Raw genomic sequence first — 23,761 nt, forward strand, 5'->3', positions numbered from 1 at the left:
CGACGCTTCGCACAGATGCTGGTCAGTCGTCCGGATTTTCTGTTTTTTTCCCTTGCCAGGTTTCCGGTGTACCGTTAATATTCGTCCCCGCTGTCGCCCTGACAGCGTGTTGCGCTCTTAGCTCAGTTGGTTAGAGCACCACCTTGACATGGTGGGGGTCGATGGTTCGAGTCCATTAGAGCGCACCAAGTGCGTCCGTAGCTCAGTTGGTTAGAGCACCACCTTGACATGGTGGGGGTCGGTGGTTCGAGTCCACTCGGACGCACCAGTTTGCTGTATTGCGCGCTCTTAGCTCAGTTGGTTAGAGCACCACCTTGACATGGTGGGGGTCGATGGTTCGAGTCCATTAGAGCGCACCACTTCGCTGTTTTCTCTTCTTGCGCAACGTCGTTTTCCTTGATCCAGGTCGATATCCCTCGCTGCTTTTATATTGGTTTTCGCATACTTAGCGATTATACTATGGCACGTTGTTTCACCTGAAAGGTTTCAGCGCTGACGTGCCTATGCCATCAATGTCTCTGATTTGCGCAACGCCGCTCTGCCGGCCTGCCTCTGCAACGCATAACTTCCCTGCACGCTCAGTTCCTGTCACCTATTCTTACTTCTGTATTATCCGTAGCCACAATCGTCACATTTTCGCTTCGGTGCTCCGCGCATCGGATACCGACCTTTATCATCCATCACAACATACAGATATCTGACATGAAAAAGACCAAGATTGTTTGTACTATCGGGCCGAAAACCGAATCAGAAGAGATGCTGACCCAGCTGCTGGAAGCCGGCATGAACGTTATGCGTCTCAACTTCTCGCACGGTGATTACGCCGAACATGGTCAGCGCATCGCAAATATGCGTGCCGTCATGGAAAAAACAGGGCATCAGGCCGCGATTCTGCTGGACACCAAAGGACCGGAAATCCGCACCATGAAGCTGGAGGGTGGCAACGACGTTTCACTCAAAGCGGGCCAGACCTTTACCTTTACAACCGATCAGTCTGTGATTGGTAACCATGAGCGTGTCGCTGTTACCTATGGCGGTTTTACTGAAGATCTGAAAATTGGTAACACGGTTCTGGTCGATGATGGCCTGATCGGTATGACCGTTACCGAAGTCACGGAAAACAGCGTGGTGTGTGAAGTGCTGAATAACGGCGACCTCGGTGAAAACAAAGGCGTTAACCTGCCGGGCGTTTCCATTCAGCTGCCTGCGCTGGCTGAGAAAGATAAGCGCGATCTGATTTTTGGCTGTGAGCAGGGTGTGGACTTCGTCGCCGCATCGTTTATTCGTAAACGCTCTGACGTACTGGAGATCCGCGAGCATCTGAAAGCGCACGGCGGCGAGAACATTCAGATCATCTCTAAAATCGAGAACCAGGAAGGCCTGAACAACTTCGATGAAATTCTCGAAGCCTCTGATGGCATTATGGTTGCGCGCGGCGATCTGGGCGTAGAGATCCCGGTTGAAGAGGTTATCTTCGCGCAGAAGATGATGATCAAAAAGTGCAACAAAGCCCGTAAAGTGGTCATCACTGCTACGCAGATGCTCGACTCCATGATCAAAAATCCGCGCCCTACCCGTGCTGAAGCGGGCGACGTGGCTAACGCCATTCTTGACGGTACTGACGCCGTGATGCTGTCAGGTGAAAGCGCCAAAGGACGCTACCCGCTGGAGTCGGTCACTATCATGGCGACCATCTGCGAGCGTACCGACCGCGTGATGAAGTCACGCATCGATGAGCTGAAAGACTCACGCAAGCTGCGCATTACGGAGGCTGTCTGCCGGGGTGCCGTTGAGACCGCAGAGAAACTGGAGGCACCGCTGATTGTTGTAGCCACAGAAGGCGGAAAATCAGCGAAATCAGTACGTAAGTACTTCCCTGATGCAACCATTCTTGCGCTGACAACTAACCAGACTACGGCACGTCAGCTGATCCTGAGCAAAGGTATTGAGACGCGTCTGGTCGCCCGCATTGAATCAACCGATGATTTCTATCGCATTGGCAAAGAGCTGGCGCTGGAAAGCGGCTATGCGCAGAAAGGTGATGTGGTCGTGATGGTTTCCGGTGCGCTGGTACCAAGCGGAACTACTAACACCGCTTCCGTGCATGTGATTTGATTTAACGTCACACTTTATTTAAACAAGCGCCTTAACCGGCGCTTTTTTTATTCCATCGCTAATCTAAAACCAGAAAAATTCAAATCGAAAATAACTATTCAATATGTTGTGTAATTAAGGTTAATCCGATTAAATCTCTCTGTTTTCGCTAAATATTTTCATCATATTCTGCCAGATGCTGCTTCTTTGAGCGAACGATCAAATTTAAGCATGTTCCCATCAAAAATTTATTCTCAACTTAAAAAGCTTTGTGCAATACTTGTAACGCTACATGGAGATTAACTTAATCTAGAGGGTATAAAATGAAACGTACTAAACTGGTACTGGGCGCGGTAATCCTGGGTTCAACTCTGCTGGCTGGTTGCTCAAGCAACGCTAAAATCGACCAGCTGTCTTCAGACGTTCAGACTCTGAACGCTAAAGTTGACCAGCTGAGCAACGACGTGAACGCAGTGCGTTCTGACGTTCAGGCTGCTAAAGATGACGCAGCTCGCGCTAACCAGCGTCTGGACAACCAGGCTCACTCTTACCGTAAGTAAGAGTTCTGGTTTGAAAAATGGTGCCCTGGTGGCACCATTTTTTTTGTCCGGATCCCAGCACCCGGTGGCGCTGTCTGGCCGGTTGACGTCAGCCCTGTGGATCCGCGACAACCTGATCTGCCGTCTCTCCGGAGACCGGTTCCCCACTGCTGACCAGCACCGGCATACCCGAACGCCGCGTCATCGCCTCCTCAATCAGCGCACTGTCACTTTTTGCACTGCGGCTAAAAGCTTTCAGGGCGGTGCTGCGCACCAGCGGCTGCGTCTGCGGATCATCTTTTTCGCTGCGTGATAGCGGCTGATGAACCTCAATATAGCGTTTACCGTCTGGTTCGATAGCGTATTTCACCGGCTGATTAACAATCTGAACGCGCGTGCCTGCCGGTACGCTGTTAAACAGCGCTTCAATGTCCGCGGGACGCAGGCGAATACAGCCGGAGCTGACACGCATGCCAATGCCAAAGTCGGCGTTGGTACCGTGGATCAGGTAGTGCCCCTTGCCGTGCGCCAGACGCAGCGCGAACAGCCCCATCGGATTATCGGGACCGGCCGGGACAGTTACCGGCAGCGTAACGCCCTCTTTCGCATAACGCTTGCGAATATTTGGCGTCGGTGTCCAGGTAGGATTAGGGATTTTCTGGCTGATACGCGTCACCATATCGGGCGTCGCAGCACCCAGCTGGCCGATGCCTATCGGATACACCACCACGCGGTTTTCGCCAGGCGGATAGTAGTAGAGGCGCAGCTCGGCCAGATTAACCACAATCCCTTTGCGCGGCGCATCCGGCAACAGCATCTGCAGCGGCACGGTGATCTGCGTGCCTGCCGCCGGCAGCCAGGGGTCAACACCAGGGTTTGCTTCCAGCAGGGCGAGCAGCCCCGTGCTGTAGCGCGCTGCTACGCTCTCCAGCGGCTGTTTATTATCAGAGATAGTGGTCAGAACGTTTTCGCCGATCAGGCGGCTGTCGTCGGCAGGGAGAGGATATTCAGTAGCCATTGAAGGTGCAGAGAGTCCGAAGCAGGACAGCAGCAGTGCACCAGCTAAACGTAACGCAGGTTTCATGCAGGTTTCTCTTTCTGGATGGAAAAGACCCCGGCTGAACCGGGGTCTGAAGAGTGTACCTTAGCAGAGCTGCTGAGCGTTATGACGGATAGCGCGGATCATCGCTTCCAGCCCCTGAGAGCGCGTCGGCGTCAGGTGCTGAGTCAGCGCCAGTTCCGCGAACCAGTGGCGCACATCAAGGTCGAGGATTTCCTGCGCTTTCAGCCCCTGATACAGACTAAACACGACTGCGATCAATCCCTTAACAATAGCTGCATCGCTGTCTCCCTCAAACGCCATCGACCCGTCCGCCTGTGGCGTCATACGGATCCAGACCTGACTCTGACAGCCTGAAATGACATACTCTGGCTGATGCAGGCTTTCAGAGGATTCTGGTAATTTTGCACCCAGCTCGATGATGTAAAGGTACTTCTCTTCCCAGTTAGCGCAACGATTAAAGTTACGCACCAGCTTCTCTTTTTCCGGCAGGTTCGCCATCTGTTACTCCTGAAATCTGCTTAGCCCAGCAGGCGATGAATACGCGTCAGGCCAGCGGCCAGCCGATCCGCCTCATCTTCGGTATTATACAGCGCGAAGGAGGCACGACACATCGCCGGTACAGCGTAGTGACGCATCAGCGGCATCGCACAGTGGTGACCGGTGCGAATAGCAATACCATACTGATCGAGGAAGCTGCCTACGTCAAAGGCGTGGTGTTTACCCAGGTTGAAGGCGATCACACCGCTGCGCTGCGCAGGACCATAAAGCACAATGTCCGGCACTGAAGCGAGTTTATCCAGCGCATAACGCATCAGCGCGCTTTCGCGTGCATGAATAGCCTCAAGCCCCAGTTCACTCACCCAGTTCAGCGCGGCTCCCAGACCGATAATCCCACCGGTGTTGGGCGTACCCGCTTCAAAACGCCACGGCGCACTGTTCCAGGTGGTTCCCACCGGCAGCATAACCTGGTCGATCATTGAACCTCCGCCTTCCCACGGCGGCATCTGCTCCTGCAGCGCTTTACGCGCATAGAGCACGCCGATACCGGTCGGACCATAGATCTTATGTCCGGAGAAGACGTAGAAATCGCAGTCGATATCCTGCACGTCAACGGCGTGATGCATGACCGCCTGCGCACCATCTATTAACGTAATCAGGCCAGCCGCTTTAGCCTGCGCCACCAGCGCCTTAACCGGGTTAACGGTGCCCAGCACGTTAGAGACGTGCGTAACGGCCAGCAGTCGGGTGCGGCTATCAATGAGCGAGGCAAGCTGTTCTGTGGCCAGCTCACCGCTATCGTTGAGCGGCAGAACGCGGATCTCAGCACCGGTACGCTGTGCCACCATCTGCCACGGCACGATGTTAGCGTGATGCTCCATCTCGGTAATGATGAGATTATCACCGGGCTGCAGCTGACTGCCGCCCCAGCTATTGGCAACCAGGTTAATCCCCTCGGTTGTGCCTTTAACAAAGATGATCTCTTCATGCGAAGCCGCATTCAGAAAGGCCGCAGCCTGCGCGCGTACGGCTTCCATATCGCTGGTTGCCTGCGCGCTCAGCGAATGGATACCGCGATGCACGGCAGCGTAGCCGTGCTGGTAAAAATGACTTTCCGCGTTGATTACCGCGAGCGGACGCTGCGCGCTGGCCGCGCTGTCAAGGTAGGCCAGCGGGTGTCCGTTGACCTCACGACTCAGGATCGGAAACTCCGCTCTGACTCGTTCGGAATCGAAACTCATGAATGTACTCCAGGGAAACGCTGTGAAATGCGTGCCAGCACCGCCTGACGCAGAATGTCATCATCCAGCGTTTCGGTCAGCTCGGCGGCAAAAGCGTGAATGATCATCTGCTGCGCCGCCTCTTCAGCGATACCGCGCGAGCGCAGATAGAACATCTGCTCATCATCAATGCGACCGATGGTGGCGCCGTGGCTGCACTTAACGTCATCGGCGTAAATCTCCAGCTGTGGCTTGGTATCGACTTCAGCCAGCCGGCCCAGCAGCAGGTTGTTGTTGGTCATCTGACCATCGGTTTTCAGCGCATGCTGTGCCACTTTGATATGACCATTGAAGACAGCACGGCCTTTTTCCCGCGAAATGGTTTTATGCAGCTGACGACTCAGGCAATGGCCTTTGTTGTGCTCCAGATAACTGCGGGTATCTGCGATTTCGCTGCCCACCGGCAGAACCAGGCTGTTCATTGCCAGCTCGCTGTTTTCGCCATTCAGCTGCGTGCTGGTGTTATGACGTGACAGACCGGCACCCAGCAGGAAACTGGTGCTGCTGACGCGTGCATCCTGGCCCATCACGATGTCATTGTGCGCAAAGTGATAGCTGCTGCTGGTTTCAAAGGCGAGCTTGGTATGTTTCAGCTGCGCGTTATCCGCCACGGCAAACGTAATACGTGCGCCGGTAAAGTGTGAAGCATCATTGAGTGTGACATAGTGCTCAACGATTTCCGCTACTGCACTCTGCTCCAGCTCAACGTGATGACGATGGTGTACGGTGTTCAGCGCATCCGCCTGACCGCTGGTGATGTGCAGCAGATAGAGCGGACGGGTAGCCGTTTTGCCACGCGCCAGACGAACCGTCGTTACCTCTTCTGCCAGGCTCTCTGTCAGATGCAGGAAAATTTCCGGCTGTACCGGTGCCGGCAGATCGCGACGCTCAGCTGCCTGAACATGCTGGATCTCAAACAGATCGGTTTCCGTGCTGCTCAGCGCCGGCTGAAAGCGGCCGTCAACAAACACCAGTCGTACTGCATCCAGCGGCAGCGCCAGCGCATCTGCCTGCTCACGGCTGACGTTCTGCGCAGCAGGCAGCACAAAGTGCTGTCCCAGCAGGCTCTCCAGCGACGTGTATTTCCAGTTTTCATGCTTGCGGGTGGGCAAGCCTTCACGCATCAGCTGCTGCCAGTGCTGCTGCGCCTGCAGCGAGCGCTGCTCGCCGCGTGACTCAAACAGATGGTGCCACTGCTGCAGGGCATTATCACTCTTCGTCGGTAAGCCAGCCATAGCCTTGCTCCTCCAGCTGTTTCACCAGTGAAAAGTCGCCAGACTTAACGATTTTACCCTGATAAAGAACGTGCACGTGATCCGGCTTGATGTAATCCAGGATACGCTGATAGTGCGTTACGATGATGAAAGAGCGCTTGCCGTCGCGCAGGCTATTGACGCCTTCTGAAACGATTTTCAGAGCATCGATATCCAGGCCCGAATCGGTCTCATCCAGAATGCAGAGTTCTGGCTCCAGCGCCGCCATCTGCAGAATATCATTGCGCTTCTTCTCACCGCCAGAGAAGCCAACGTTGACTGAACGCGTCAGCAGATCTTCCGGCATTTTCAGCAGTTTAATTTTATCTTCGATAAAATCCTGGAAATCAAAGCGATCCAGCTCTTCCTGCTCGCGATATTTACGTACCGCATTAACAGAGGTCTGCAGGAAAAACTGGTTGCTCACACCCGGGATCTCTACCGGATACTGGAACGCCATAAAGATGCCTTCACCTGCGCGCTCTTCGGGTTCCAGTGCCAGCAGATCTTTCTCTTTAAAGGTGACTGAGCCCCCGGTGATCTCGTAATCTTCGCGACCCGCCAGCGTTGCTGAAAGCGTACTTTTGCCTGAGCCATTCGGGCCCATAATCGCATGGACTTCACCTGGTTTAACTTCAAGGTTCAGACCGCGCAAAATCTCTTTATCTTCAACGCTAACCTGTAAATCTTTAATACTTAACATACTTATTCCTTCACATTGCTTCCGGCAACGCGTGTGGCATCAGCCGACACTGTGCTCAAGGCTGATCGCTAACAGTTTTTGTGCTTCCACGGCAAATTCCAGTGGCAGCTCGGAGAAAACATCTTTACAGAAGCCATTAACGATCATGGAGATCGCATCTTCTTCGCTGATGCCGCGCTGCAGGCAGTAAAACATCTGATCTTCGCCAATACGTGACGTGGTGGCTTCATGCTCCAGCTGCGCGGTATTGTTACGCGTTTCCACATACGGGAAAGTATGGGCACCACAGTCAGGGCCAATCAGCATCGAGTCACACTGCGTAAAGTTACGCGCATTGGTTGCCGTCGGCATAATCTTCACCAGCCCGCGATAGGTATTCTGGCTTTTACCTGCCGATATCCCTTTGGAGATAATGGTGGACTTGGTGTTTTTACCGATATGGATCATCTTGGTGCCGGTATCCGCCTGCTGGCGACCGCTGGTCAGGGCAACCGAGTAGAACTCACCCACGGAGTAATCACCGCGCAGGATGCAGCTTGGATATTTCCAGGTAATCGCAGATCCGGTCTCAGACTGCGTCCAGGACATTTTACTGTGATCGCCTTCGCACAGCGCACGCTTGGTAACGAAGTTAAGGATACCGCCCTCACCTTCACCGCCAGGGAACCAGTTCTGTACCGTGGAATATTTCACTTCAGCATTTTTATGGATGATGACTTCAACGACCGCAGCGTGCAGCTGATAAGTGTCACGCACCGGCGCCGAGCAGCCCTCGATATAGCTGACATAGCTGTCTTCATCTGCAATCAGAATAGTGCGCTCAAACTGACCTGTTTTCGCCGCATTAATGCGGAAATAGGTCGACAGCTCCATCGGGCAGCGTACCCCTTTCGGGATATAAACAAAGGTGCCATCAGAGGCTACCGCTGAGTTAAGCGCAGCAAAGAAGTTATCGTTATGCGGCACGACGGTGCCCAGATACTTCTGTACCAGTTCCGGATGGTCATGGATTGCTTCGCCAAACGAACAGAAGATAATGCCCTGTTTAGCCAGCTTGTCACGGTAAGTGGTGGAGACCGACACGGAATCGAAAATCGCATCAACAGCGACCTCTTTCCCTTCACGTACCGGAACACCCAGCTGATTAAACGCGTCTTCCACTTCCTGCGTCAGATAGTCACTGGACGCCACGCTGCCGGATGTCTGGGTTGCACCTGGCTCGGACGCACAACTATCGTCACAGTTGCCGCATGATGGCGCAGAAAAGTAACTGTAATCCTGATAGTCGAGCTTGTCATAGTGCGCTTTTAACCAGTGCGGCTCTTCCATTTCCAGCCAGGCACGGAAAGCCTTGAGCCGGAACTCAAGCATCCACTCGGGTTCGTTACGTTTAGCCGATATCGCACGCACGACATCTTCATTGATGCCGTGTGCCAGTTCGTCGGTTTGTAACCGGGTAAAGAAGCCCTCTTTATAGTTGAGCTTGCCTTCCCAGGTTTGTACATCATCAGATGCTTCGCTATGTCGTGACATATTTCACTTACTCGACGCCAAAGCTTTCACCGCACCCGCAGGCGTGCTGAGCTTTAGGGTTATTGAATTTAAAGATCTGGTTCAGGCCTTCACGGACATAGTCCAGCTCTGTGCCGTCGACAAACGGCATTGCCTGAAGCGGCACAAAGAGTTTTGCGCCAAACTGCTCAAACTGCAGATCGTCATCGGCTGGCTCTTTTACCAGATCCATGACATAACCAAAACCGGCACAGCCAGATTGTTTCACGCTCAGTTTCAGGCCCTTTACTGCCGGGTCCTGTTCAACCAGAGTCAGGATCTGTTTCGCTGCCGACTCGGTCAGCGTAAGTCCTTTCCAGACAAAATCGTCAGGAGAAAAGGACGCGGCGTTTACTGATGACATCGTTGTACCTCGCAAGTCTGGACCTTCTCAGGCTATCCCCCTATGGTAGTGATATCGCCTATCACTTCAACCTCTTGTTTTGCAGGGATAATCATCTCGTGCTGTTTTTTCTGCTTAATAATTAAGCATAGCCCCTTTACTGAAGCCTGTAACAGACAGTTTTTATTCGGGACAAATATCACAACTTATTGATATCGTAACATTTTATAAAAAGAGACCCCAAAGCTGTCAACCTGTGTACAGGTTACGCCTTTACTGAATGTAAAGAGATTGTTATTGCCGATTTTAGTAACAGGTTACAGACATCAATATATTTTTTAGCGGGAATTGCATTCCTGACGCAGTTTAATATGATAATGATTATCATTAACTGTTTAGGCGGCGCTATGACACGTACCGTTTCAGCCTGGTTACAACACAAAATCAGCGACTATAAATTCGCTGTACGCGATATCACCGTAGATTTCTATCTGGCAGAAGCCAGACTTAACCGGCCGGAGTGCTCACTCGGGCAGCTGCGCCGGTTCAATGATACCTGCCTTGATATGGCAGAAATCTGCGACATCAACGGCGACGATCGCAGCTATCTGCACGCCTTAGGCAAGCTGCACCATCGCCTGATTCAGGAGATGGGCAACGATGACCGCGACCGGCTGTTTCGTCTGCAGGCGTATCAGTTCGCCCGCCAGTCACTGACGCACCTGTGTCATAAACTGGCACAGAGTGGCGACTGGGACCAGGCAACGCGCCTGCAGCGTGATTTTGTCCGTCACGCTGGCTGGATATTCTAATCCAGCTTTGTGACGGCTCCTACATTTTGTTTACATCAATTCCAGCAGCGCCTGTAAAGGATGCCGCATGCCGTTGCCTTCTGCGCGTTTAACCTGACTGCGACAGGAAAAGCCGGTGGCCAGACAGCGCTGGCGTGGCAGCCGCTGTAGCTGCGGATGCCAGGAGAGCGCATAAATACCGAGTGAGTTTTCCAGATGCTGCGCCTCGTGGCCATACGTTCCCGCCATGCCACAGCAGCCGGTATTAATGTTTTCCAGCCGGGCACCGAAGCGGGCAAATATCTTCTGCCACTGATCCGGCGTAGCGGGCAGCGCGGTCACTTCAGTACAGTGCGCAAACAGATACCAGGGCTCACCGCTGACGGGCTGGTTTACCCCACCAGCCAGCGCCTGCTGCAGCCACTCGTGCACCAGCAGCACGCTAAAATCACCGCGCTTACTTTTCAGTACCTGCTGATACTCATCGCGATAGCAGAGTACGGTCGCCGGGTCGACACCAACCATCGGCATCCCGAGTTTTGCCATCCGGTTAAGCAGTTCAGCGGTTTTCGCCGCTGTACGGGCGAAACGCTGCAGAAACCCTTTTACATGCTGCGCTTTTCCGTTGGGTGAGAAAGGCAGCAGCACCGGACGGTAACCCAGTTTTTCAATCAGTGAAATAAAGTCGGTCACCAGCTGAGCTTCGTAGTAGCTGGTAAACGGATCCTGCACCACCAGCACGCACTGCTGTCGCGCTGCGCTGTCCATCGCCTCCAGCTGCTCCAGCGTCAGGCTCATGGCCGGATGCCCGCTCAAACGCTGTTTAAGGTTAGGTGCGGAGAGCTGAGGCAGATCCACCATACCGATATGGGTTTTGCTGAATTCGCGCATCCACGGCTGCTGCAGAAAGAAATTAAACACTTTTGGCGCTTTTGCCATCAGCGGCGCATAGCGCTCTACGCTGGCCACCAGGTGATCGCTGACCGGTCGCAGATAACGCGTATGGTAAAGCTGCAAAAAGCGCGCACGGAAATCGGGCACATCAATCTTAACCGGACACTGTGTCGAACAGGCTTTGCAGGCCAGGCAGCCTGACATCGCCTCTTTGACCTCATGGGAGAAGTCGTACTCTCCGCGGTTAGCGTGCCAGCTGTTACGCGTACGCTGGATCAGCATACGCAGGCTGGCTCCCTGCCGCGGCAGCGCCTGCTCAAGCTGGTCAGGATCAACACCCTGCTCCGACAGCAGGCGCAGCCATTCACGCGTCAGGGCCGCACGCCCTTTCGGCGAGTGAATACGATTGCGGGTAATTTTCATTGACGGACACATCGGGCTGCGCGCATCGAAATTAAAGCAGAGACCGTTGCCGTTACACTCCATCGCGCCGCGCCAGCTGGTGCGTACCGTCAGCGGGATCTGACGATCCAGGTCGCCGCGCATCGCCCCGTTCACCTGCATCATCGGCGCGTCGCTCTCCAGCGGCGTGCAGATTTTACCCGGATTAAGCCGGTTATCAGGATCGAAGGCGCGTTTAATCCGACGCAGCTCAGTAAACAGCGTTTCACCGAAAAAGGCCGGACTGTACTGCGCGCGGAAACCTTTGCCATGCTCCCCCCACAGTAACCCGCCGTAACGGGCCGTCAGCGCAACCACCTCATCCGAAATCTGCTTCATCAGCAGCGCCTGCTGCGGATCGCACATATCCAGCGCCGGACGCACATGCAGTACGCCCGCGTCAACATGGCCAAACATACCGTAGCTCAGGCCGTGGCTATCCAGCAGCGCGCGAAACTCGGCAATGTAGTCAGCCAGCTGCTCCGGCGGCACCGCCGTATCCTCAACAAAGGGAATGGGCTTGGCGCGACCCTGCGCATTGCCCAGCAGGCCAACCGCTTTCTTGCGCATAGCGTAAATACGTTCGATATCCGCCAGTTCATCACAGAGCTGATAGCCTATTACGCCACCCTGCTGCTGCGCCATCAGCGTATCCAGCCGGCCACAGAGACGGGCGATTTGCTGTTCGATAAGTGCGCCGTTATCGCCGGCAAATTCGACGATATTCAGCCCCAGCATCGCTTTATCAGGGATATCGGTGATCAGTTCCTTAACGGAGTGCCAGACAATATCTTCACGCGCCAGATTCAGCACGTTTGAATCCACGGTTTCGACTGACAGCGCCTGCGCTTCCACCATAAACGGGGCGTTGCGCAGCGCTGAGTCGAATGACTCATATTTAACGTTGACCAGACGACGGACTTTGGGGATCGGCGTGATATCAAGACGCGCTTCCGTGATGAACGCCAGCGTGCCCTCGGCACCGCACAAGAGCCGGGTCAGATCGACCTGCTGCATATCATCACTGAAGACGTGGCGTAAATCGTAGCCGGTCAGAAAACGGTTAAGCTTCGGAAACTTTTCAAGGATCAGCGCGCGCTGCTCGCGACAGCTTTGCAGCACCGTCTGATAGATACGGCCTTCGGGCGTCGGCGTTGCGGCCAGCTGCTCCGCCAGCGCCACCGGTATGGCGCGCGTATCAAGGATATCGCCGCCCAGCAGCACCGCACGTAATCCTTCGACATGATCGGAGGTTTTACCGTATACCAGCGATCCCTGGCCTGAGGCATCGGTATTGATCATACCGCCCAGGGTGGCGCGGTTACTGGTAGAGAGCTCCGGTGAAAAGAAGAAACCGTAAGGTTTGAGCCAGGCGTTAAGCTGATCTTTCACCACCCCCGCTTCAACCCGCACCCACCCCTGCTCAGTATTAATCTCCAGGATACGGTTCATGTAGCGCGACATGTCGACCACAATGCCCTGATTCAGCGACTGTCCATTGGTGCCGGTGCCGCCGCCACGCGGAGTAAACGTCAGGCTGGCAAAAGCGGACTCGCTGGCCAGTCGCGCAATCAGGGCGATATCAGCGGTCGAGCGCGGAAACAGTGCCGCATCCGGCAGAAGCTGATAGATGCTGTTATCCGTGGAGAGGGAGAGACGGTCGGCATAGCTGGTAGCGGTATCGCCGGTAAAACCCTGCTCTTTGAGCGCCTGTAAAAAGGCGAGAACTTGCTGAACCAGGCCGGGAGCCTGCGGAATTTGTGGGATCATGGTGTCGTGACCGGGATGTTGTAAACGTTTGCGTAGTAAGTTTTTTAACCTCTGGTTGTATCACATTTTTTTCCTGCCTGCTGGCATTTCCCTGCCCTCACTCAGCGACCCTGCTTTTCCTGTTTAATTTTCAGGAAATAGCGCATGATGATTTCGGGCCCGGGGGCCCTTCCTGAAGGATTAACTGAGGTTGAATCGCTGTTATGAAAAGCCTGCAACGCGGCGTGGATCTGCCGCAACTGCTGTTCTCGCTGATGTTTATTTTACTGATGATTATCGCCTGTCTCTGGGTGGTACAACCCTTTATTCTGGGCTTTGCCTGGGCAAGCATGGTGGTGATTGCCACCTGGCCACTCATGATCCGCCTACAGCATCTGCTGTGGGGACGCCGCTCCCTGGCCGTTATCGCCATGACTATTTTGCTGCTGCTGCTGTTTATTATTCCGATTGCGCTGCTGGTCAGCAGCCTGATTGACAACAGCGCGCCGGTTATCGCCTGGGCTACCCAGCGTCATCTGCTGATGCCGGAGCTCGCCTGGCTGCGTGAAATACCGTTCGCCGGCAACAAACTCTATGTCAGTTACCATAAGCTGGTGGATGGCGGGGGGTCAGCAATCATGCGCCAGGTGCAGCCCTACATTGGCCGCACGACCGGCTTTTTTGTCGCGCAGGCGGGGCATTTTGGCCGCTTTATGCTGCATCTGGCGTTGATGCTGTTGTTCAGCGTGCTGCTCTACTGGCGCGGTGAGCAGGTGGGACAGGGTATTCGCCACTTCGCCTATCGTATGGGGGGAGGCCGTGGCGATGCGGCGGTACTGCTGGCCGGACAGGCAATCCGGGCCGTTGCGCTGGGTGTCGTGGTCACGGCACTGGTTCAGGGGGTATTAGGCGGTATCGGACTGGCGATATCGGGCATACCTTATGCCACGCTGCTGACGGTGCTGATGATCCTCACCTGTCTGGTACAGCTGGGGCCACTGATTGTCCTGATACCGGCAATTATCTGGCTCTACTGGAGTGGTGATACCACGTGGGGCACCGTGCTGCTGGTCTGGAGCTGTATTGTTGGCACACTCGACAACGTATTGCGTCCGGTCCTGATCCGCATGGGGGCCGATCTCCCCATGATTCTGATCCTGTCGGGTGTCATTGGCGGTCTGATCGCCTTTGGCATGATAGGTCTGTTTATTGGCCCGGTTGTTTTGGCGGTTTCTTATCGCCTGGTTTCAGTGTGGATGCATGAAGCCCCGGCACCGGATAATGATATGGAAACGGCGATCGAGGCGCTGGCAGAGCATGAAGAGCTGCCCTGACAGGTTAATGGTCGCACCGGCTTAAACATTCATGCCTGAGCATTTATAAGATGGGCTTTTTTTCATAAACGGTTTTTAAGAAAAAACGCGATTTTCAGCGCTTAAGTCCGCCCTGCTGGCTGGAATGATTATTTTTCGTACTGAATCGCCCCTTGTAGTGGGTAAAAAAGGCGACAAAAGATTATCAGCTTTAAACTAATAAGAGGATTCTTAAAGACTATGGCAGGCGCAATAAATAATATGTTTCTCATGTTGAAAATCAACCTACTGATTTTTAAACAACCTTTTTCCCCTGAGTAACGTAAAAGAATTGCTGTGTGTAGTCTTTGCCCATCCCCTGTGATGGGCTTTTTTTTTGGCCCGCATTCAGATACCGCTGTTGCCGCACATGTTATATAAGCTGGCCGGATGTTTAGCACCTGAAACCCCGTGTTATTGTGCTAAAACGGCCGCTCATCCTGCAGCTTAAGCACGCATTAATCATGACGCGTACAGCATGGCCATACGCGTCATGTTCAGAGGTTAAACGCGCTGTGCGGATGCAATCTCAGCGAGGCTCAGCCAGGTTTCCACCACCGTATCCGGATTCAGCGACAGGCTGTCGATGCCCTGCTCCATCAGCCAGGCCGCAAAATCCTGATGATCGGAGGGTCCCTGTCCGCAGATACCGACATATTTGCCCTGTTTTTTTGCTGCCTGAATCGCCATTGAGAGCAGCGCTTTCACCGCTTCATTGCGCTCATCGAACAGGGCAGAGACTACGCCAGAGTCGCGATCCAGCCCCAGAGCCAGCTGGGTCATATCGTTGGAACCAATTGAGAAGCCATCGAAGTGCTGCAGGAACTGCTCTGCCAGCAGCGCATTTGACGGGATTTCACACATCATAATCACTTTCAGGCCCGCTTCACCGCGCTTGAGCCCGTGCTTTGCCAGCTCAGCCACGACCGCCTCAGCCTGATCAACGGTACGCACAAAAGGCACCATGATTTCGACGTTGCTCAGTCCCATCTCATTGCGCACCCGCTTCACGGCTTCGCACTCCAGCGCAAAGCAGTCGCGGAAGCTGTCGGCAACATAGCGCCCTGCGCCACGGAAGCCAAGCATCGGATTCTCCTCTTCCGGCTCGTAGCGCTCTCCGCCGACCAGGTTGGCATACTCATTCGACTTAAAGTCAGAGAGACGCACAATAACGCGCTTCGGCGCAAAGGCGGCGCCCAGAGTGGCAATTCCCTCGGTCAGACGTGCGATATAGAACTCAACCGGGTCGTCAAAGCCCTTCATCATCTGGCGGATCTGCTGCTGTAATTCTGGCGTCTGCTGATCAAACTCCAGCAGCGCTTTAGGATGCACGCCAATCATACGGTTGATAATAAACTCCAGCCGTGCCAGACCGACGCCCTCGTTGGGCAGACAGGCGAAGTCAAAGGCGCGATCGGGATTACCGACATTCATCATGATCTTAAGCGGCAGGTCAGGCATGGTGTCGACCTGAGAACTGGCGACCTCAAAATCAAGCAGATCATTGTAGACGTAACCGGTATCGCCTTCGGCGCAGGAAACCGTGACTTTATGGCCGTCACGCAGGTGATCGGTGGCATCACCACATCCCACAACCGCCGGGATCCCCAGCTCACGCGCAATGATCGCCGCATGACAGGTGCGTCCGCCGCGGTTGGTCACGATGGCAGAGGCCTTTTTCATGATGGGTTCCCAGTCCGGGTCCGTCATATCGGTAACCAGCACGTCGCCCTTCTCAATGCGGTGCATTTCGCTGATATCGTGGATCACCTTGACTTCACCCGCGCCGATACGGTGGCCGATTGCGCGTCCTTCAACCAGCACCTGACCTGTGCCCTGCAAACTGTAGCGCTCCATCACCTGACCGTTTGAGCGGACGGTTTCGGGGCGCGCCTGTACGATATAGAGTTTTCCGGTATGCCCGTCCTTCGCCCACTCAATGTCCATCGGACGCTTATAGTGCTGCTCAATCAGCACCGCCTGGCGTGCCAGCGCCTGCACTTCGTCGTCGGTCAGGCTGAAGCGATCGCGTGTTGCCTGCTCCACATCCTCAATACGCACCTGCTCGCCATGCGTTTGGGAGTCGGCATAGACCATGCGGATTTTTTTAGACCCCATCGTGCGTCTGACAATCGCCGGGCGGTTTGCCGCCAGCGTGGGTTTATGCACATAAAACTCATCAGGATTGACTGCGCCCTGTACCACCATCTCGCCCAGCCCCCAGGCTGAGGTAATAAAGACAACCTGATCAAAACCTGACTCAGTATCAATGGTAAACATTACGCCGGAGGCTGCGAGATCGGAGCGAACCATGCGCTGCACCCCGGCCGAGAGCGCTACGCCGCGATGATCGTAGCCCTGATGCACCCGGTATGAGATAGCCCGATCGTTAAACAGCGATGCATACACGTGCTTAACTGCCACCAGTACGGCATCAAACCCCTGTACATTAAGAAAGGTTTCCTGCTGGCCGGCGAATGAGGCGTCTGGCATATCCTCGGCGGTAGCGGATGAGCGAACGGCAAAAGAGGCGTCGGCATCATCAGCAGAAAGCTGCTCATAAGCAGCACGAATAGCCGTTTCCAGCGCCGGCTGGAATGGCGTGTCCACCACCCACTGACGGATCTGCTTGCCCGCCTGGGCCAGCGCCGCCACGTCATCAATATCCGTTATATCCAGTAGTGCATAAATGCGCTGGTTCAGTCCGCTTTGGTCGAGAAACTGATTGAACGCGTCAGATGTCGTGGCAAAGCCATTGGGCACAGATACGCCCAGCGACGACAAATTGGTAATCATTTCTCCCAGAGAGGCATTCTTGCCCCCCACCCGATCAACATCATGCATGCCAAGCTGGTTATACCAGAGCACTAGCGATTGTTGGTCTTGATTGGACATTGAGATGATCCTTTTAAATGATTAGGGCACATGGAACATTTTGCTATTCGCCACAGCAGCCTGGCACAATCGGTTTATAAAGACTAAGTGTTGAATCGTTAAAGCAAAAAAAGAGAGATAAAATCAGACTATTACCTGCCAGGGTTGACGTTGCGCAAACGGCGATATTATTGCTAACAGCCTGCTGCAATAATGAATTTTCCATTTTTATAGCATTATCAGCAGATTGCTGTTGCGCAAACGACATTATGCGGAGCCTGCGCGTCATTTATGAAACTGTGGCAGATGCTGACGTTTATTTATCGCTTTTTCTTTATGATGCTATTAACGTCAGGTATGACACTATTTCAGTCTGAGCACAGCGACATATGGATATTTCATTTCGGTTTAATTTGAAATGAAATCGATTAATTCACTATTCATTCAGAGAGCACTTTTCAATGAGCACTGAACGCAGCGTGTTTTATATTTCAGACGGCACCGCCATCACAGCAGAAGTACTGGGCCATGCGGTGCTCTCTCAGTTCCCGGTTGATACGCACAGCGTTACCCTGCCGTTTGTAGAAAATGTGCAGCGGGCCCAGGCGGTCAAAGCGCAGATCAACGCGCTCTGGCAGCGCAGCGGCGTGCGGCCGCTGGTGTTTTTTTCCATCGTGACGCCCGAAGTTCGCGATATTATTCTGGAGAGTGAGGGGTTTTGTCAGGATATTGTGCAGGCGCTGGTGGCTCCCCTGCAGAGTGAGCTGGGCGTCTCTTCCATGCCGGTGGCACACCGTACACACGGGCTGACCGCGAGCAACCTGGGTAAATATGATGCGCGTATCGCCGCAATTGACTACACCCTGGCGCATGACGATGGGATTTCACTGCGCGGACTTGAAGATGCCCAGGTGATCCTGCTCGGCGTTTCACGCTGTGGTAAAACCCCGACCAGCCTCTACCTTGCCATGCAGTTTGGTATTCGCGCAGCCAATTACCCTTTTATTGCTGACGATATGGATAACCTCAAACTTCCTCCTGCGCTGCGGGCACATCAGCATAAGCTGTTCGGGCTGACCATTGAGCCGGAACGCCTGGCGGCAATTCGTCAGGAGCGCGCGGAAAATACCCGCTACGCCTCGCTGCGCCAGTGCCGGCTGGAAGTCGGTGAAGTCGAGGCGCTGTTCCGCACGCATCAGATCCGCTATCTCAACAGTACCAACTATTCGGTGGAGGAGATTGCCACTAAAATCCTCGACATTATGGGTCTGCAGCGGAGTATGTACTGAAGCGCACCCTGAGCGGGCCGCGTTTTTACTATCTCTGTGATTTTGCTGGTTGAATTCAGGACATATTGGTTTATTGTGAACCTCATCACTTCCCGGTATATCACCGCTGCGAAGAACCTGTTTGAGAGCCACTATGAACAAAACTGATGAACTGCGCACGGCGCGAATTGGCAACCTGATCACGCCTGCCGCGCTGGCCAGCCAGCACCCGCTGTCTTCTGATATTGCGGCCAGCGTTACGGCAGCCCGCCAGCGTATTGCGCGTATACTGACCGGCGAAGATCCACGCCTGCTGGTGATTATCGGCCCCTGCTCGCTGCATGACCCGCGCGCTGCGCTGGATTATGCCGCACGCCTGCAGCAGCTGCGCGAGCGGTATCAGGATCGGCTGGAAATTGTGATGCGCGCCTACTTTGAGAAACCGCGTACCGTAGTGGGCTGGAAAGGACTGATTTCCGATCCCGACCTTGACGGCAGCTTTGACGTAAACCGCGGTATCGCTATCGCGCGTAAGCTGTTGCTGGATATTAATGCGCTGGGTCTGCCAACGGCGACTGAATTTCTGGATATGGTTATCGGCCAGTTTATTGCCGATCTTATCAGCTGGGGTGCCATTGGTGCCCGCACCACGGAAAGCCAGATCCACCGCGAAATGGCCTCTGCGCTCTCCTGCCCGGTGGGGTTCAAAAATGGCACCGACGGTAACGTGCAGATTGCCGTTGACGCCATTCGTGCTGCCCGCGCCAGCCATATGTTCCTGTCGCCTGATAAAGCGGGTCAGATGACCATTTATCAGACCAGCGGCAATCCGCACGGCCATGTGATCCTGCGCGGCGGGCGTCAGCCAAACTATCACGCGGAAGACGTTGCGGCCGCCGCGGCCAGCCTGCATGAATACAGCCTGCCTGAACAGATGGTGATCGATTTCAGTCACGGCAACTGCCTTAAGCAGCATCGTCGGCAGCGTGATGTGGCGCGTGATATCGCCGCGCAAATCCGCGCCGGTTCCCGCGCGGTAGCGGGCGTCATGATTGAAAGTTTTCTGCAGGAGGGTAACCAGAAAGTGGTGGCCGGGCAGCCGCTGGTTTACGGCCAGTCAATCACCGATCCCTGCCTTGGCTGGGAAGATAGCGCGGCGGTACTAGCGGAACTGGCTGCCGCAGTCGACAGCCGTTTCTGATATCAGCTGGAGCAGCTGACCTCCAGCGTTTTACTCCACTCCGGCGGCCGCTGGCGCAACGCTGCGCTGCTGGCCGCTTCATCAAAGGGGTGCTGCAGCGCCAGATGCAGCTCTTGGAGCGCGGCCGTTTCGCCCCGCTCCACCTCTTCGATAACCTGCTGGGCCAGATAGTTGCGCAACACGATTGCCGGGTTGGCCGCCTGCATAACCGCCTGCCGCTCGCTGTCGCTGGCTTCATCCTGCAGCAGCCGCTTCTGATAGCCGCTATACCAGCTGTCAAACGCGTCGCGATCGATAAACTCATCGCGCAGCGGCGAGCGCGTTTCCTGCTGTCCGGTATAGCTGAGCTGGCGAAACGTAAAGGTGTAATCGCTGTGCTCATTGCTCATCAGCGCCAGCAGCTCGCTCAGAATCGCATTATCCTCTGCCTGCGGCGTCAGCAGGCCAAGTTTCGCCCGCATGCGCTCTCCCCAGACCCGCATCAGTTCAGGTTCATAGTGGCTCAGCGCCTGCTTCAGCTGCTCCGCAGAGAGTAATCCTGACAGCGCGTGTGCCAGCCGGTTGAGGTTCCACAACCCAATCGTCGGCTGATTATTAAACGCATAGCGGCCCTGATAGTCGCTGTGATTACAGATAAAAGCAGGATCGTAATCATCAAGAAAGCCATAGGGACCGTAATCCAGCGTCAGACCCAGAATTGACATGTTATCTGTGTTCATCACCCCGTGCGCAAAGCCTGCGCTCTGCCACTGCGCGATCAGGCGGGCGGTGCGTTCTGTCACATCCGTGAACCACAGCAGATAGCGATCCGGTTCCGCCTGCAGATGCGGCCAGTGATGACGGATCGCATAGTCTGCCAGCTGGCGTACCTTATCCGTCTCTCCCGCGTAGTAGAAATGTTCAAAGTGACCAAAACGCAGATGACTTTCCGCGATACGCATCAGCATCGCGCCGCGCTCCTGCGTTTCACGCAGCACCGGCTCGTCACCTATGGCCAGCGCCAGGGCGCGCGTCCCGGGGATACCCAGATGGTGTAACGCTTCTGAAGCGAGAAACTCCCGCACGCTTGAGCGGATCACTGCCCGTCCATCCCCCATCCGGGAATAGGGCGTTAAGCCTGCGCCTTTCAGATGCCAGTCCAGCTTACGTCCATCCGCAAGCAGCTGCTCACCCAGCAGCAGGCCGCGTCCGTCACCCAGCTGCCCGGCCCAGACGCCAAACTGGTGGCCGCTGTAGACCTGAGCGAGCGGATCCATGCCAGGCAGCAGCGCCTGACCGCTCCAGACGCCGTGGCCGTCACCGGCAAACAGCTCAGCATCCAGCGCCATTTCCGCCGCCAGTGGCGCGTTATGATAAAGGAGACGTCCTCCCGCCAGCGGCGTGGGCTGCAGCGATGTGTAACACCCGGTCAGCTCCTGCTGCCAGCTATTGATAAATTGCATATATACTCCAGAGGTGCTTAATAATGCAGCACCAGGATAGCGTGTCGAGAATAAAGGATAGTCTGGCACGGCGCGTCTATGAAAAACAGCGCCTGAATTACTGCTGCGAGGGAGTGGTTTGCGTCAGAAAAGGAATGATGAGATCGTCTAACCGTTCCGCTTTAACCACCGGGAACACATTACCCTGAATGTGCACACCGGTCAGATGGCTGACTTTGCTCAACAGGCGCGCATCATCGATACCCGAAATAATTATCTGCTGTGTATAGCTGCTGAAATTATCGATAACCGCCTGCATAAAAGGGATAAAAGAGGCACGCTTCGCCAGATTCTGGATAAATAGTTTATCCAGTTTCAGGACACTAAAAAGTGCATCATAGACCGCCGTTGCCGGCGCTTTACCGGCACCGAATTGTGAAAGCGATAAACGGAATTGATGATTAAGCCGGGATAAAATCGGATGTGCCTTACCGGCAGATAATTGCGGAAACGTTTCGCTGATGTCCATTACGATAAATGGCAGCTGTTTAAATTTCCTTAACAGAATTTCACTTTCTAACAGCATTTCGGCCAGCGATTCGTCAATTCTCATTAGCGCATTAACCTGATTACGCTCAAAGAAAGTACGGTGTTTTTCCAGTATTAAAAGCTGTGCCTGCAGCAGCCTTAGCTGCTGATTTGCATCGAGCTGCGGCAGCAGTAAATCCTGAGGCAACGTAATTGGCGCACTGTCATGAACAAACTGTGTGACCAGCTCAACCGCGGTGAGCTGGCCTTCCAGCGTATAAGCCGGATAAAACCAGGTTTCCGACTGATAGTCGGCCGAAATATGGACTTTCATTTTTTACAGCCAGAGGCAGTGGCAATGGACGCATCGTATATCAATGAAAAGAGTCAGGCAATAGGGCCAAACGGCAGAAGAGAAGGTGTTTTAGCGCCTAATGCAAGCTATTAATCATTAAATTATACTTAAGCCAAATATGCCGGGTTAATATCCACAATGATAAAATCTTTAGCTCTATTTTTAGTATTAATTTGCCCGGGGGTAAAGTACCAATTTTAATGAGAGTTTTATTTCATCAAAAAAAGAAATAATGGCGCGAATTATGCTCTCTTTTCACCACGCTATTTCATCCATTAAGAATACAACTTGTCATATTCTGCGCGCCTGCCAGAACACCCGCTGCCAGTAAACATTATTGAGTGAAGATCGAATCACGCCTTTACTGGTTGAGGCGTGTATAAAGGTATTGTTGCTGGCATAGATCCCGACATGCAGCCCGTTTTCGCCACTGCCGGTTTTGAAAAAAAGCAGATCGCCGGGTACTAAATCACGCGGATCGATACGCTTGCCGATTTTGGTCTGGGCGCGTGTGGAGCGTGGCAGCGCGATGTCAAAGCGATCGCGGAACGTCAGAAAGACAAATCCTGAGCAGTCAACACCTCGCGGACTCAGTCCCCCATAGCGGTAAGGCGTGCCCTGCCAGCGGCTAAGCTGATAGTTGAGACGGGTCTGCACGGCAGCAGGATCAGAGAGACGGGAATCGGGCGGAGGCGCATGATGACTGCACCCTGTGACCATCAGCACAAATAGCAGAATAAGTAACCGCATAGCCTGTTCCCTGTCAGCCCAATCCGGCAAACACTGTAGCCGTAAACGCGCGCAGTGCGCAAGTCAGGAGAGCAGCAGCAGGTGCCCCTGCGGCGTATCGACTTCCGTCACCTCTGTCTGATACAGGGGCGCAAGCCGGGCGGCCGTCAGCACCTCATGCGCCCTGCCCTGATATTTCAGCGCTCCCTGATGCAGTAACCAGACGCGATCTGCGTAGCGCAGCGAATGGTTCAGGTCATGGCTGCTGGTCACCACGCCAATGCCGGCGGCGCAGAGCTGCTGCAAAAGCCGGGTGACTCCCTGCTGCTGTGCCACATCCAGCGCACTCATTGGCTCATCGAGCAGCAGCAGACAGCCCTCAGGATTAATGTCGGGATGAATTTGCAGTATCACCGCCAGCAGTCGCACCCGCTGCCACTCTCCCCCGGAGAGCTGAGTCAGGTTACTCCCCAGCTTGTGATGCAGACTCAGCTGAGACAGCAAATGCGCCAGCACGTTATTCAGCGCAGTACCCGCTTTACGCGGCAGGTGCATCTGCAGGTAGTGCCAGACCGGCATCGCGCCAGGCGCAGGTTGCTGCTGAGGCAGCCAGCCACGCTGCTGAGCCAGCGCGCGTCCTGACAGCGCAGCTACAGCACTGCCGTTAAGCAGCAGCTCTCCGCGGGAAGTGGCAAGACCGCTTAGCGCTTCCAGCAGCGTACTCTTTCCTGCGCCGTTAGCCCCTGCCAGATGTACCCACTCACCGCGCGCGAGAGTGAGATCCAGCGGTGCCAGACGGCCGGGGCAGCTCAGCCCCTGACACGCCAGCAGCAT

20 protein-coding genes, 3 tRNA genes and 1 other RNA gene are annotated in these 23,761 nt (G+C 54.5%); 10 read left to right on the plus strand and 14 right to left on the minus strand.

The window, feature by feature from the left end; genetic code table 11:
• The first annotated feature begins 111 nt into the window (after positions 1-111).
• The 5 genes from BBA90_RS12730 to BBA90_RS12750 all read left to right on the plus strand — a co-directional run bounded on the left by BBA90_RS12730 (position 112) and on the right by BBA90_RS12750 (position 2,654).
• Positions 112-188 (plus strand) — tRNA-Val (locus BBA90_RS12730).
• Between the two features lie 3 nt (positions 189-191).
• Positions 192-268, plus strand: a tRNA-Val gene (locus BBA90_RS12735).
• Positions 269-282: 14 nt separating this feature from the next.
• A tRNA-Val gene (locus tag BBA90_RS12740) sits at positions 283-359 on the plus strand.
• 343 nt (positions 360-702) lie between these two features.
• Positions 703-2,115: a pyruvate kinase PykF gene (gene pykF, locus BBA90_RS12745; RefSeq protein ID WP_065649470.1), complete on the plus strand. Its 1,413-nt coding sequence runs from the start codon at positions 703-705 to the stop codon at positions 2,113-2,115.
• Between the two features lie 302 nt (positions 2,116-2,417).
• Complete coding sequence (locus BBA90_RS12750) at positions 2,418-2,654, plus strand: major outer membrane lipoprotein (RefSeq protein WP_039384115.1); 237 nt, start codon at positions 2,418-2,420, stop codon at positions 2,652-2,654.
• 88 nt (positions 2,655-2,742) lie between these two features.
• Here BBA90_RS12750 and BBA90_RS12755 read toward each other — a convergent pair whose 3' ends face one another.
• From BBA90_RS12755 to sufA, 7 genes are read right to left on the minus strand one after another with little or no spacing between them, the layout of a single operon-like run.
• Positions 2,743-3,717, minus strand: coding sequence for a L,D-transpeptidase family protein (locus tag BBA90_RS12755; protein ID WP_065649471.1), 975 nt, complete (start codon positions 3,715-3,717; stop codon positions 2,743-2,745).
• Positions 3,718-3,777: 60 nt separating this feature from the next.
• The gene (sufE, locus tag BBA90_RS12760) at positions 3,778-4,194 is read right to left on the minus strand and encodes a cysteine desulfuration protein SufE (protein ID WP_065649472.1); all 417 of its coding nucleotides are present in this window, start codon (positions 4,192-4,194) and stop codon (positions 3,778-3,780) included.
• Positions 4,195-4,214: 20 nt separating this feature from the next.
• Entirely contained in the window at positions 4,215-5,435 is a 1,221-nt protein-coding gene (gene sufS, locus BBA90_RS12765) for a cysteine desulfurase SufS (protein WP_065649473.1), read from the minus strand.
• On the minus strand, positions 5,432-6,709 hold the full coding sequence (sufD, locus tag BBA90_RS12770) for a Fe-S cluster assembly protein SufD (RefSeq protein ID WP_065649474.1): 1,278 nt from the start codon (positions 6,707-6,709) through the stop codon (positions 5,432-5,434). Before sufD ends, sufS begins: the two co-directional genes overlap by 4 nt.
• A complete protein-coding gene (gene sufC / locus BBA90_RS12775) occupies positions 6,684-7,430 on the minus strand; it encodes a Fe-S cluster assembly ATPase SufC (RefSeq protein ID WP_039384106.1) in 747 nt (248 codons plus the stop codon). Before sufC ends, sufD begins: the two co-directional genes overlap by 26 nt.
• A 39-nt stretch (positions 7,431-7,469) precedes the next feature.
• The gene (sufB, locus tag BBA90_RS12780) at positions 7,470-8,963 is read right to left on the minus strand and encodes a Fe-S cluster assembly protein SufB (RefSeq protein ID WP_065649475.1); all 1,494 of its coding nucleotides are present in this window, start codon (positions 8,961-8,963) and stop codon (positions 7,470-7,472) included.
• Between the two features lie 7 nt (positions 8,964-8,970).
• Complete coding sequence (gene sufA, locus BBA90_RS12785; protein ID WP_065649476.1) at positions 8,971-9,345, minus strand: Fe-S cluster assembly scaffold SufA; 375 nt, start codon at positions 9,343-9,345, stop codon at positions 8,971-8,973.
• A 386-nt stretch (positions 9,346-9,731) separates the two neighbouring features.
• Between sufA and BBA90_RS12790 the strand changes: the two genes are divergently transcribed.
• Positions 9,732-10,136, plus strand: coding sequence for a hypothetical protein (locus BBA90_RS12790; protein WP_065650480.1), 405 nt, complete (start codon positions 9,732-9,734; stop codon positions 10,134-10,136).
• A gap of 30 nt (positions 10,137-10,166) precedes the next feature.
• Here BBA90_RS12790 and ydiJ read toward each other — a convergent pair whose 3' ends face one another.
• Positions 10,167-13,220 (minus strand): D-2-hydroxyglutarate dehydrogenase YdiJ, encoded by a 3,054-nt coding sequence (gene ydiJ, locus BBA90_RS12795; protein ID WP_065649477.1) that lies wholly within the window; start codon positions 13,218-13,220, stop codon positions 10,167-10,169.
• Between the two features lie 203 nt (positions 13,221-13,423).
• Between ydiJ and ydiK the strand changes: the two genes are divergently transcribed.
• Entirely contained in the window at positions 13,424-14,533 is a 1,110-nt protein-coding gene (gene ydiK / locus BBA90_RS12800; RefSeq protein ID WP_065649478.1) for an AI-2E family transporter YdiK, read from the plus strand.
• Between the two features lie 249 nt (positions 14,534-14,782).
• Positions 14,783-14,891, plus strand: an RNA gene (gene rprA / locus BBA90_RS12805) — antisense sRNA RprA.
• Positions 14,892-15,055: 164 nt separating this feature from the next.
• Here the strand turns inward: rprA and ppsA are convergent.
• Positions 15,056-17,446: a phosphoenolpyruvate synthase gene (gene ppsA, locus BBA90_RS12810; protein ID WP_065649479.1), complete on the minus strand. Its 2,391-nt coding sequence runs from the start codon at positions 17,444-17,446 to the stop codon at positions 15,056-15,058.
• A 43-nt stretch (positions 17,447-17,489) separates the two neighbouring features.
• Positions 17,490-17,693 (minus strand): hypothetical protein, encoded by a 204-nt coding sequence (locus BBA90_RS19190; RefSeq protein WP_139074198.1) that lies wholly within the window; start codon positions 17,691-17,693, stop codon positions 17,490-17,492.
• A gap of 193 nt (positions 17,694-17,886) precedes the next feature.
• On the opposite strand from BBA90_RS19190, the gene ppsR reads away from it, so the two are divergent.
• Entirely contained in the window at positions 17,887-18,714 is an 828-nt protein-coding gene (gene ppsR, locus BBA90_RS12815; protein ID WP_065649480.1) for a posphoenolpyruvate synthetase regulatory kinase/phosphorylase PpsR, read from the plus strand.
• A gap of 133 nt (positions 18,715-18,847) precedes the next feature.
• Positions 18,848-19,894 carry a 3-deoxy-7-phosphoheptulonate synthase gene (locus tag BBA90_RS12820; RefSeq protein WP_065649481.1) on the plus strand — a complete coding sequence of 349 codons (1,047 nt, stop codon included), beginning with the start codon at positions 18,848-18,850 and terminating at the stop codon, positions 19,892-19,894.
• Between the two features lie 2 nt (positions 19,895-19,896).
• On the opposite strand, the gene BBA90_RS12825 is transcribed toward BBA90_RS12820, so the two are convergent.
• From BBA90_RS12825 to btuD, 4 genes are all read right to left on the minus strand, one after another.
• Positions 19,897-21,336, minus strand: coding sequence for a protein adenylyltransferase SelO (locus BBA90_RS12825; RefSeq protein WP_065649482.1), 1,440 nt, complete (start codon positions 21,334-21,336; stop codon positions 19,897-19,899).
• Between the two features lie 97 nt (positions 21,337-21,433).
• Positions 21,434-22,177 carry an EAL domain-containing protein gene (locus BBA90_RS12830; protein ID WP_065649483.1) on the minus strand — a complete coding sequence of 248 codons (744 nt, stop codon included), beginning with the start codon at positions 22,175-22,177 and terminating at the stop codon, positions 21,434-21,436.
• Positions 22,178-22,489: 312 nt separating this feature from the next.
• On the minus strand, positions 22,490-22,948 hold the full coding sequence (locus BBA90_RS12835; RefSeq protein ID WP_065649484.1) for an NlpC/P60 family protein: 459 nt from the start codon (positions 22,946-22,948) through the stop codon (positions 22,490-22,492).
• 63 nt (positions 22,949-23,011) lie between these two features.
• Entirely contained in the window at positions 23,012-23,761 is a 750-nt protein-coding gene (gene btuD, locus BBA90_RS12840) for a vitamin B12 ABC transporter ATP-binding protein BtuD (RefSeq protein ID WP_065649485.1), read from the minus strand.

The sequence above is a fragment of the Pantoea eucrina genome (genome assembly GCF_001691555.1).
Taxonomy (GTDB): domain Bacteria; phylum Pseudomonadota; class Gammaproteobacteria; order Enterobacterales; family Enterobacteriaceae; genus Pantoea; species Pantoea borealis.

Excerpts from the sequence above, each read along its gene's own strand:
- pykF (WP_065649470.1), top strand. The coding sequence starts at position 703 with ATGAAAAAGACCAAGATTGTTTGTACTATCGGGCCGAAAACCGAATCA.
- BBA90_RS12750 (WP_039384115.1), top strand. The coding sequence starts at position 2,418 with ATGAAACGTACTAAACTGGTACTGGGCGCGGTAATCCTGGGTTCAACT.
- BBA90_RS12755 (WP_065649471.1), bottom strand. The coding sequence starts at position 3,717 with ATGAAACCTGCGTTACGTTTAGCTGGTGCACTGCTGCTGTCCTGCTTC.
- sufE (WP_065649472.1), bottom strand. The coding sequence starts at position 4,194 with ATGGCGAACCTGCCGGAAAAAGAGAAGCTGGTGCGTAACTTTAATCGT.
- sufS (WP_065649473.1), bottom strand. The coding sequence starts at position 5,435 with ATGAGTTTCGATTCCGAACGAGTCAGAGCGGAGTTTCCGATCCTGAGT.
- sufD (WP_065649474.1), bottom strand. The coding sequence starts at position 6,709 with ATGGCTGGCTTACCGACGAAGAGTGATAATGCCCTGCAGCAGTGGCAC.
- sufC (WP_039384106.1), bottom strand. The coding sequence starts at position 7,430 with ATGTTAAGTATTAAAGATTTACAGGTTAGCGTTGAAGATAAAGAGATT.
- sufB (WP_065649475.1), bottom strand. The coding sequence starts at position 8,963 with ATGTCACGACATAGCGAAGCATCTGATGATGTACAAACCTGGGAAGGC.
- sufA (WP_065649476.1), bottom strand. The coding sequence starts at position 9,345 with ATGTCATCAGTAAACGCCGCGTCCTTTTCTCCTGACGATTTTGTCTGG.
- BBA90_RS12790 (WP_065650480.1), top strand. The coding sequence starts at position 9,732 with ATGACACGTACCGTTTCAGCCTGGTTACAACACAAAATCAGCGACTAT.
- ydiJ (WP_065649477.1), bottom strand. The coding sequence starts at position 13,220 with ATGATCCCACAAATTCCGCAGGCTCCCGGCCTGGTTCAGCAAGTTCTC.
- ydiK (WP_065649478.1), top strand. The coding sequence starts at position 13,424 with ATGAAAAGCCTGCAACGCGGCGTGGATCTGCCGCAACTGCTGTTCTCG.
- ppsA (WP_065649479.1), bottom strand. The coding sequence starts at position 17,446 with ATGTCCAATCAAGACCAACAATCGCTAGTGCTCTGGTATAACCAGCTT.
- BBA90_RS19190 (WP_139074198.1), bottom strand. The coding sequence starts at position 17,693 with ATGTCGTTTGCGCAACAGCAATCTGCTGATAATGCTATAAAAATGGAA.
- ppsR (WP_065649480.1), top strand. The coding sequence starts at position 17,887 with ATGAGCACTGAACGCAGCGTGTTTTATATTTCAGACGGCACCGCCATC.
- BBA90_RS12820 (WP_065649481.1), top strand. The coding sequence starts at position 18,848 with ATGAACAAAACTGATGAACTGCGCACGGCGCGAATTGGCAACCTGATC.
- BBA90_RS12825 (WP_065649482.1), bottom strand. The coding sequence starts at position 21,336 with ATGCAATTTATCAATAGCTGGCAGCAGGAGCTGACCGGGTGTTACACA.
- BBA90_RS12830 (WP_065649483.1), bottom strand. The coding sequence starts at position 22,177 with ATGAAAGTCCATATTTCGGCCGACTATCAGTCGGAAACCTGGTTTTAT.
- BBA90_RS12835 (WP_065649484.1), bottom strand. The coding sequence starts at position 22,948 with ATGCGGTTACTTATTCTGCTATTTGTGCTGATGGTCACAGGGTGCAGT.
- btuD (WP_065649485.1), bottom strand. The coding sequence starts at position 23,761 with ATGCTGCTGGCGTGTCAGGGGCTGAGCTGCCCCGGCCGTCTGGCACCG.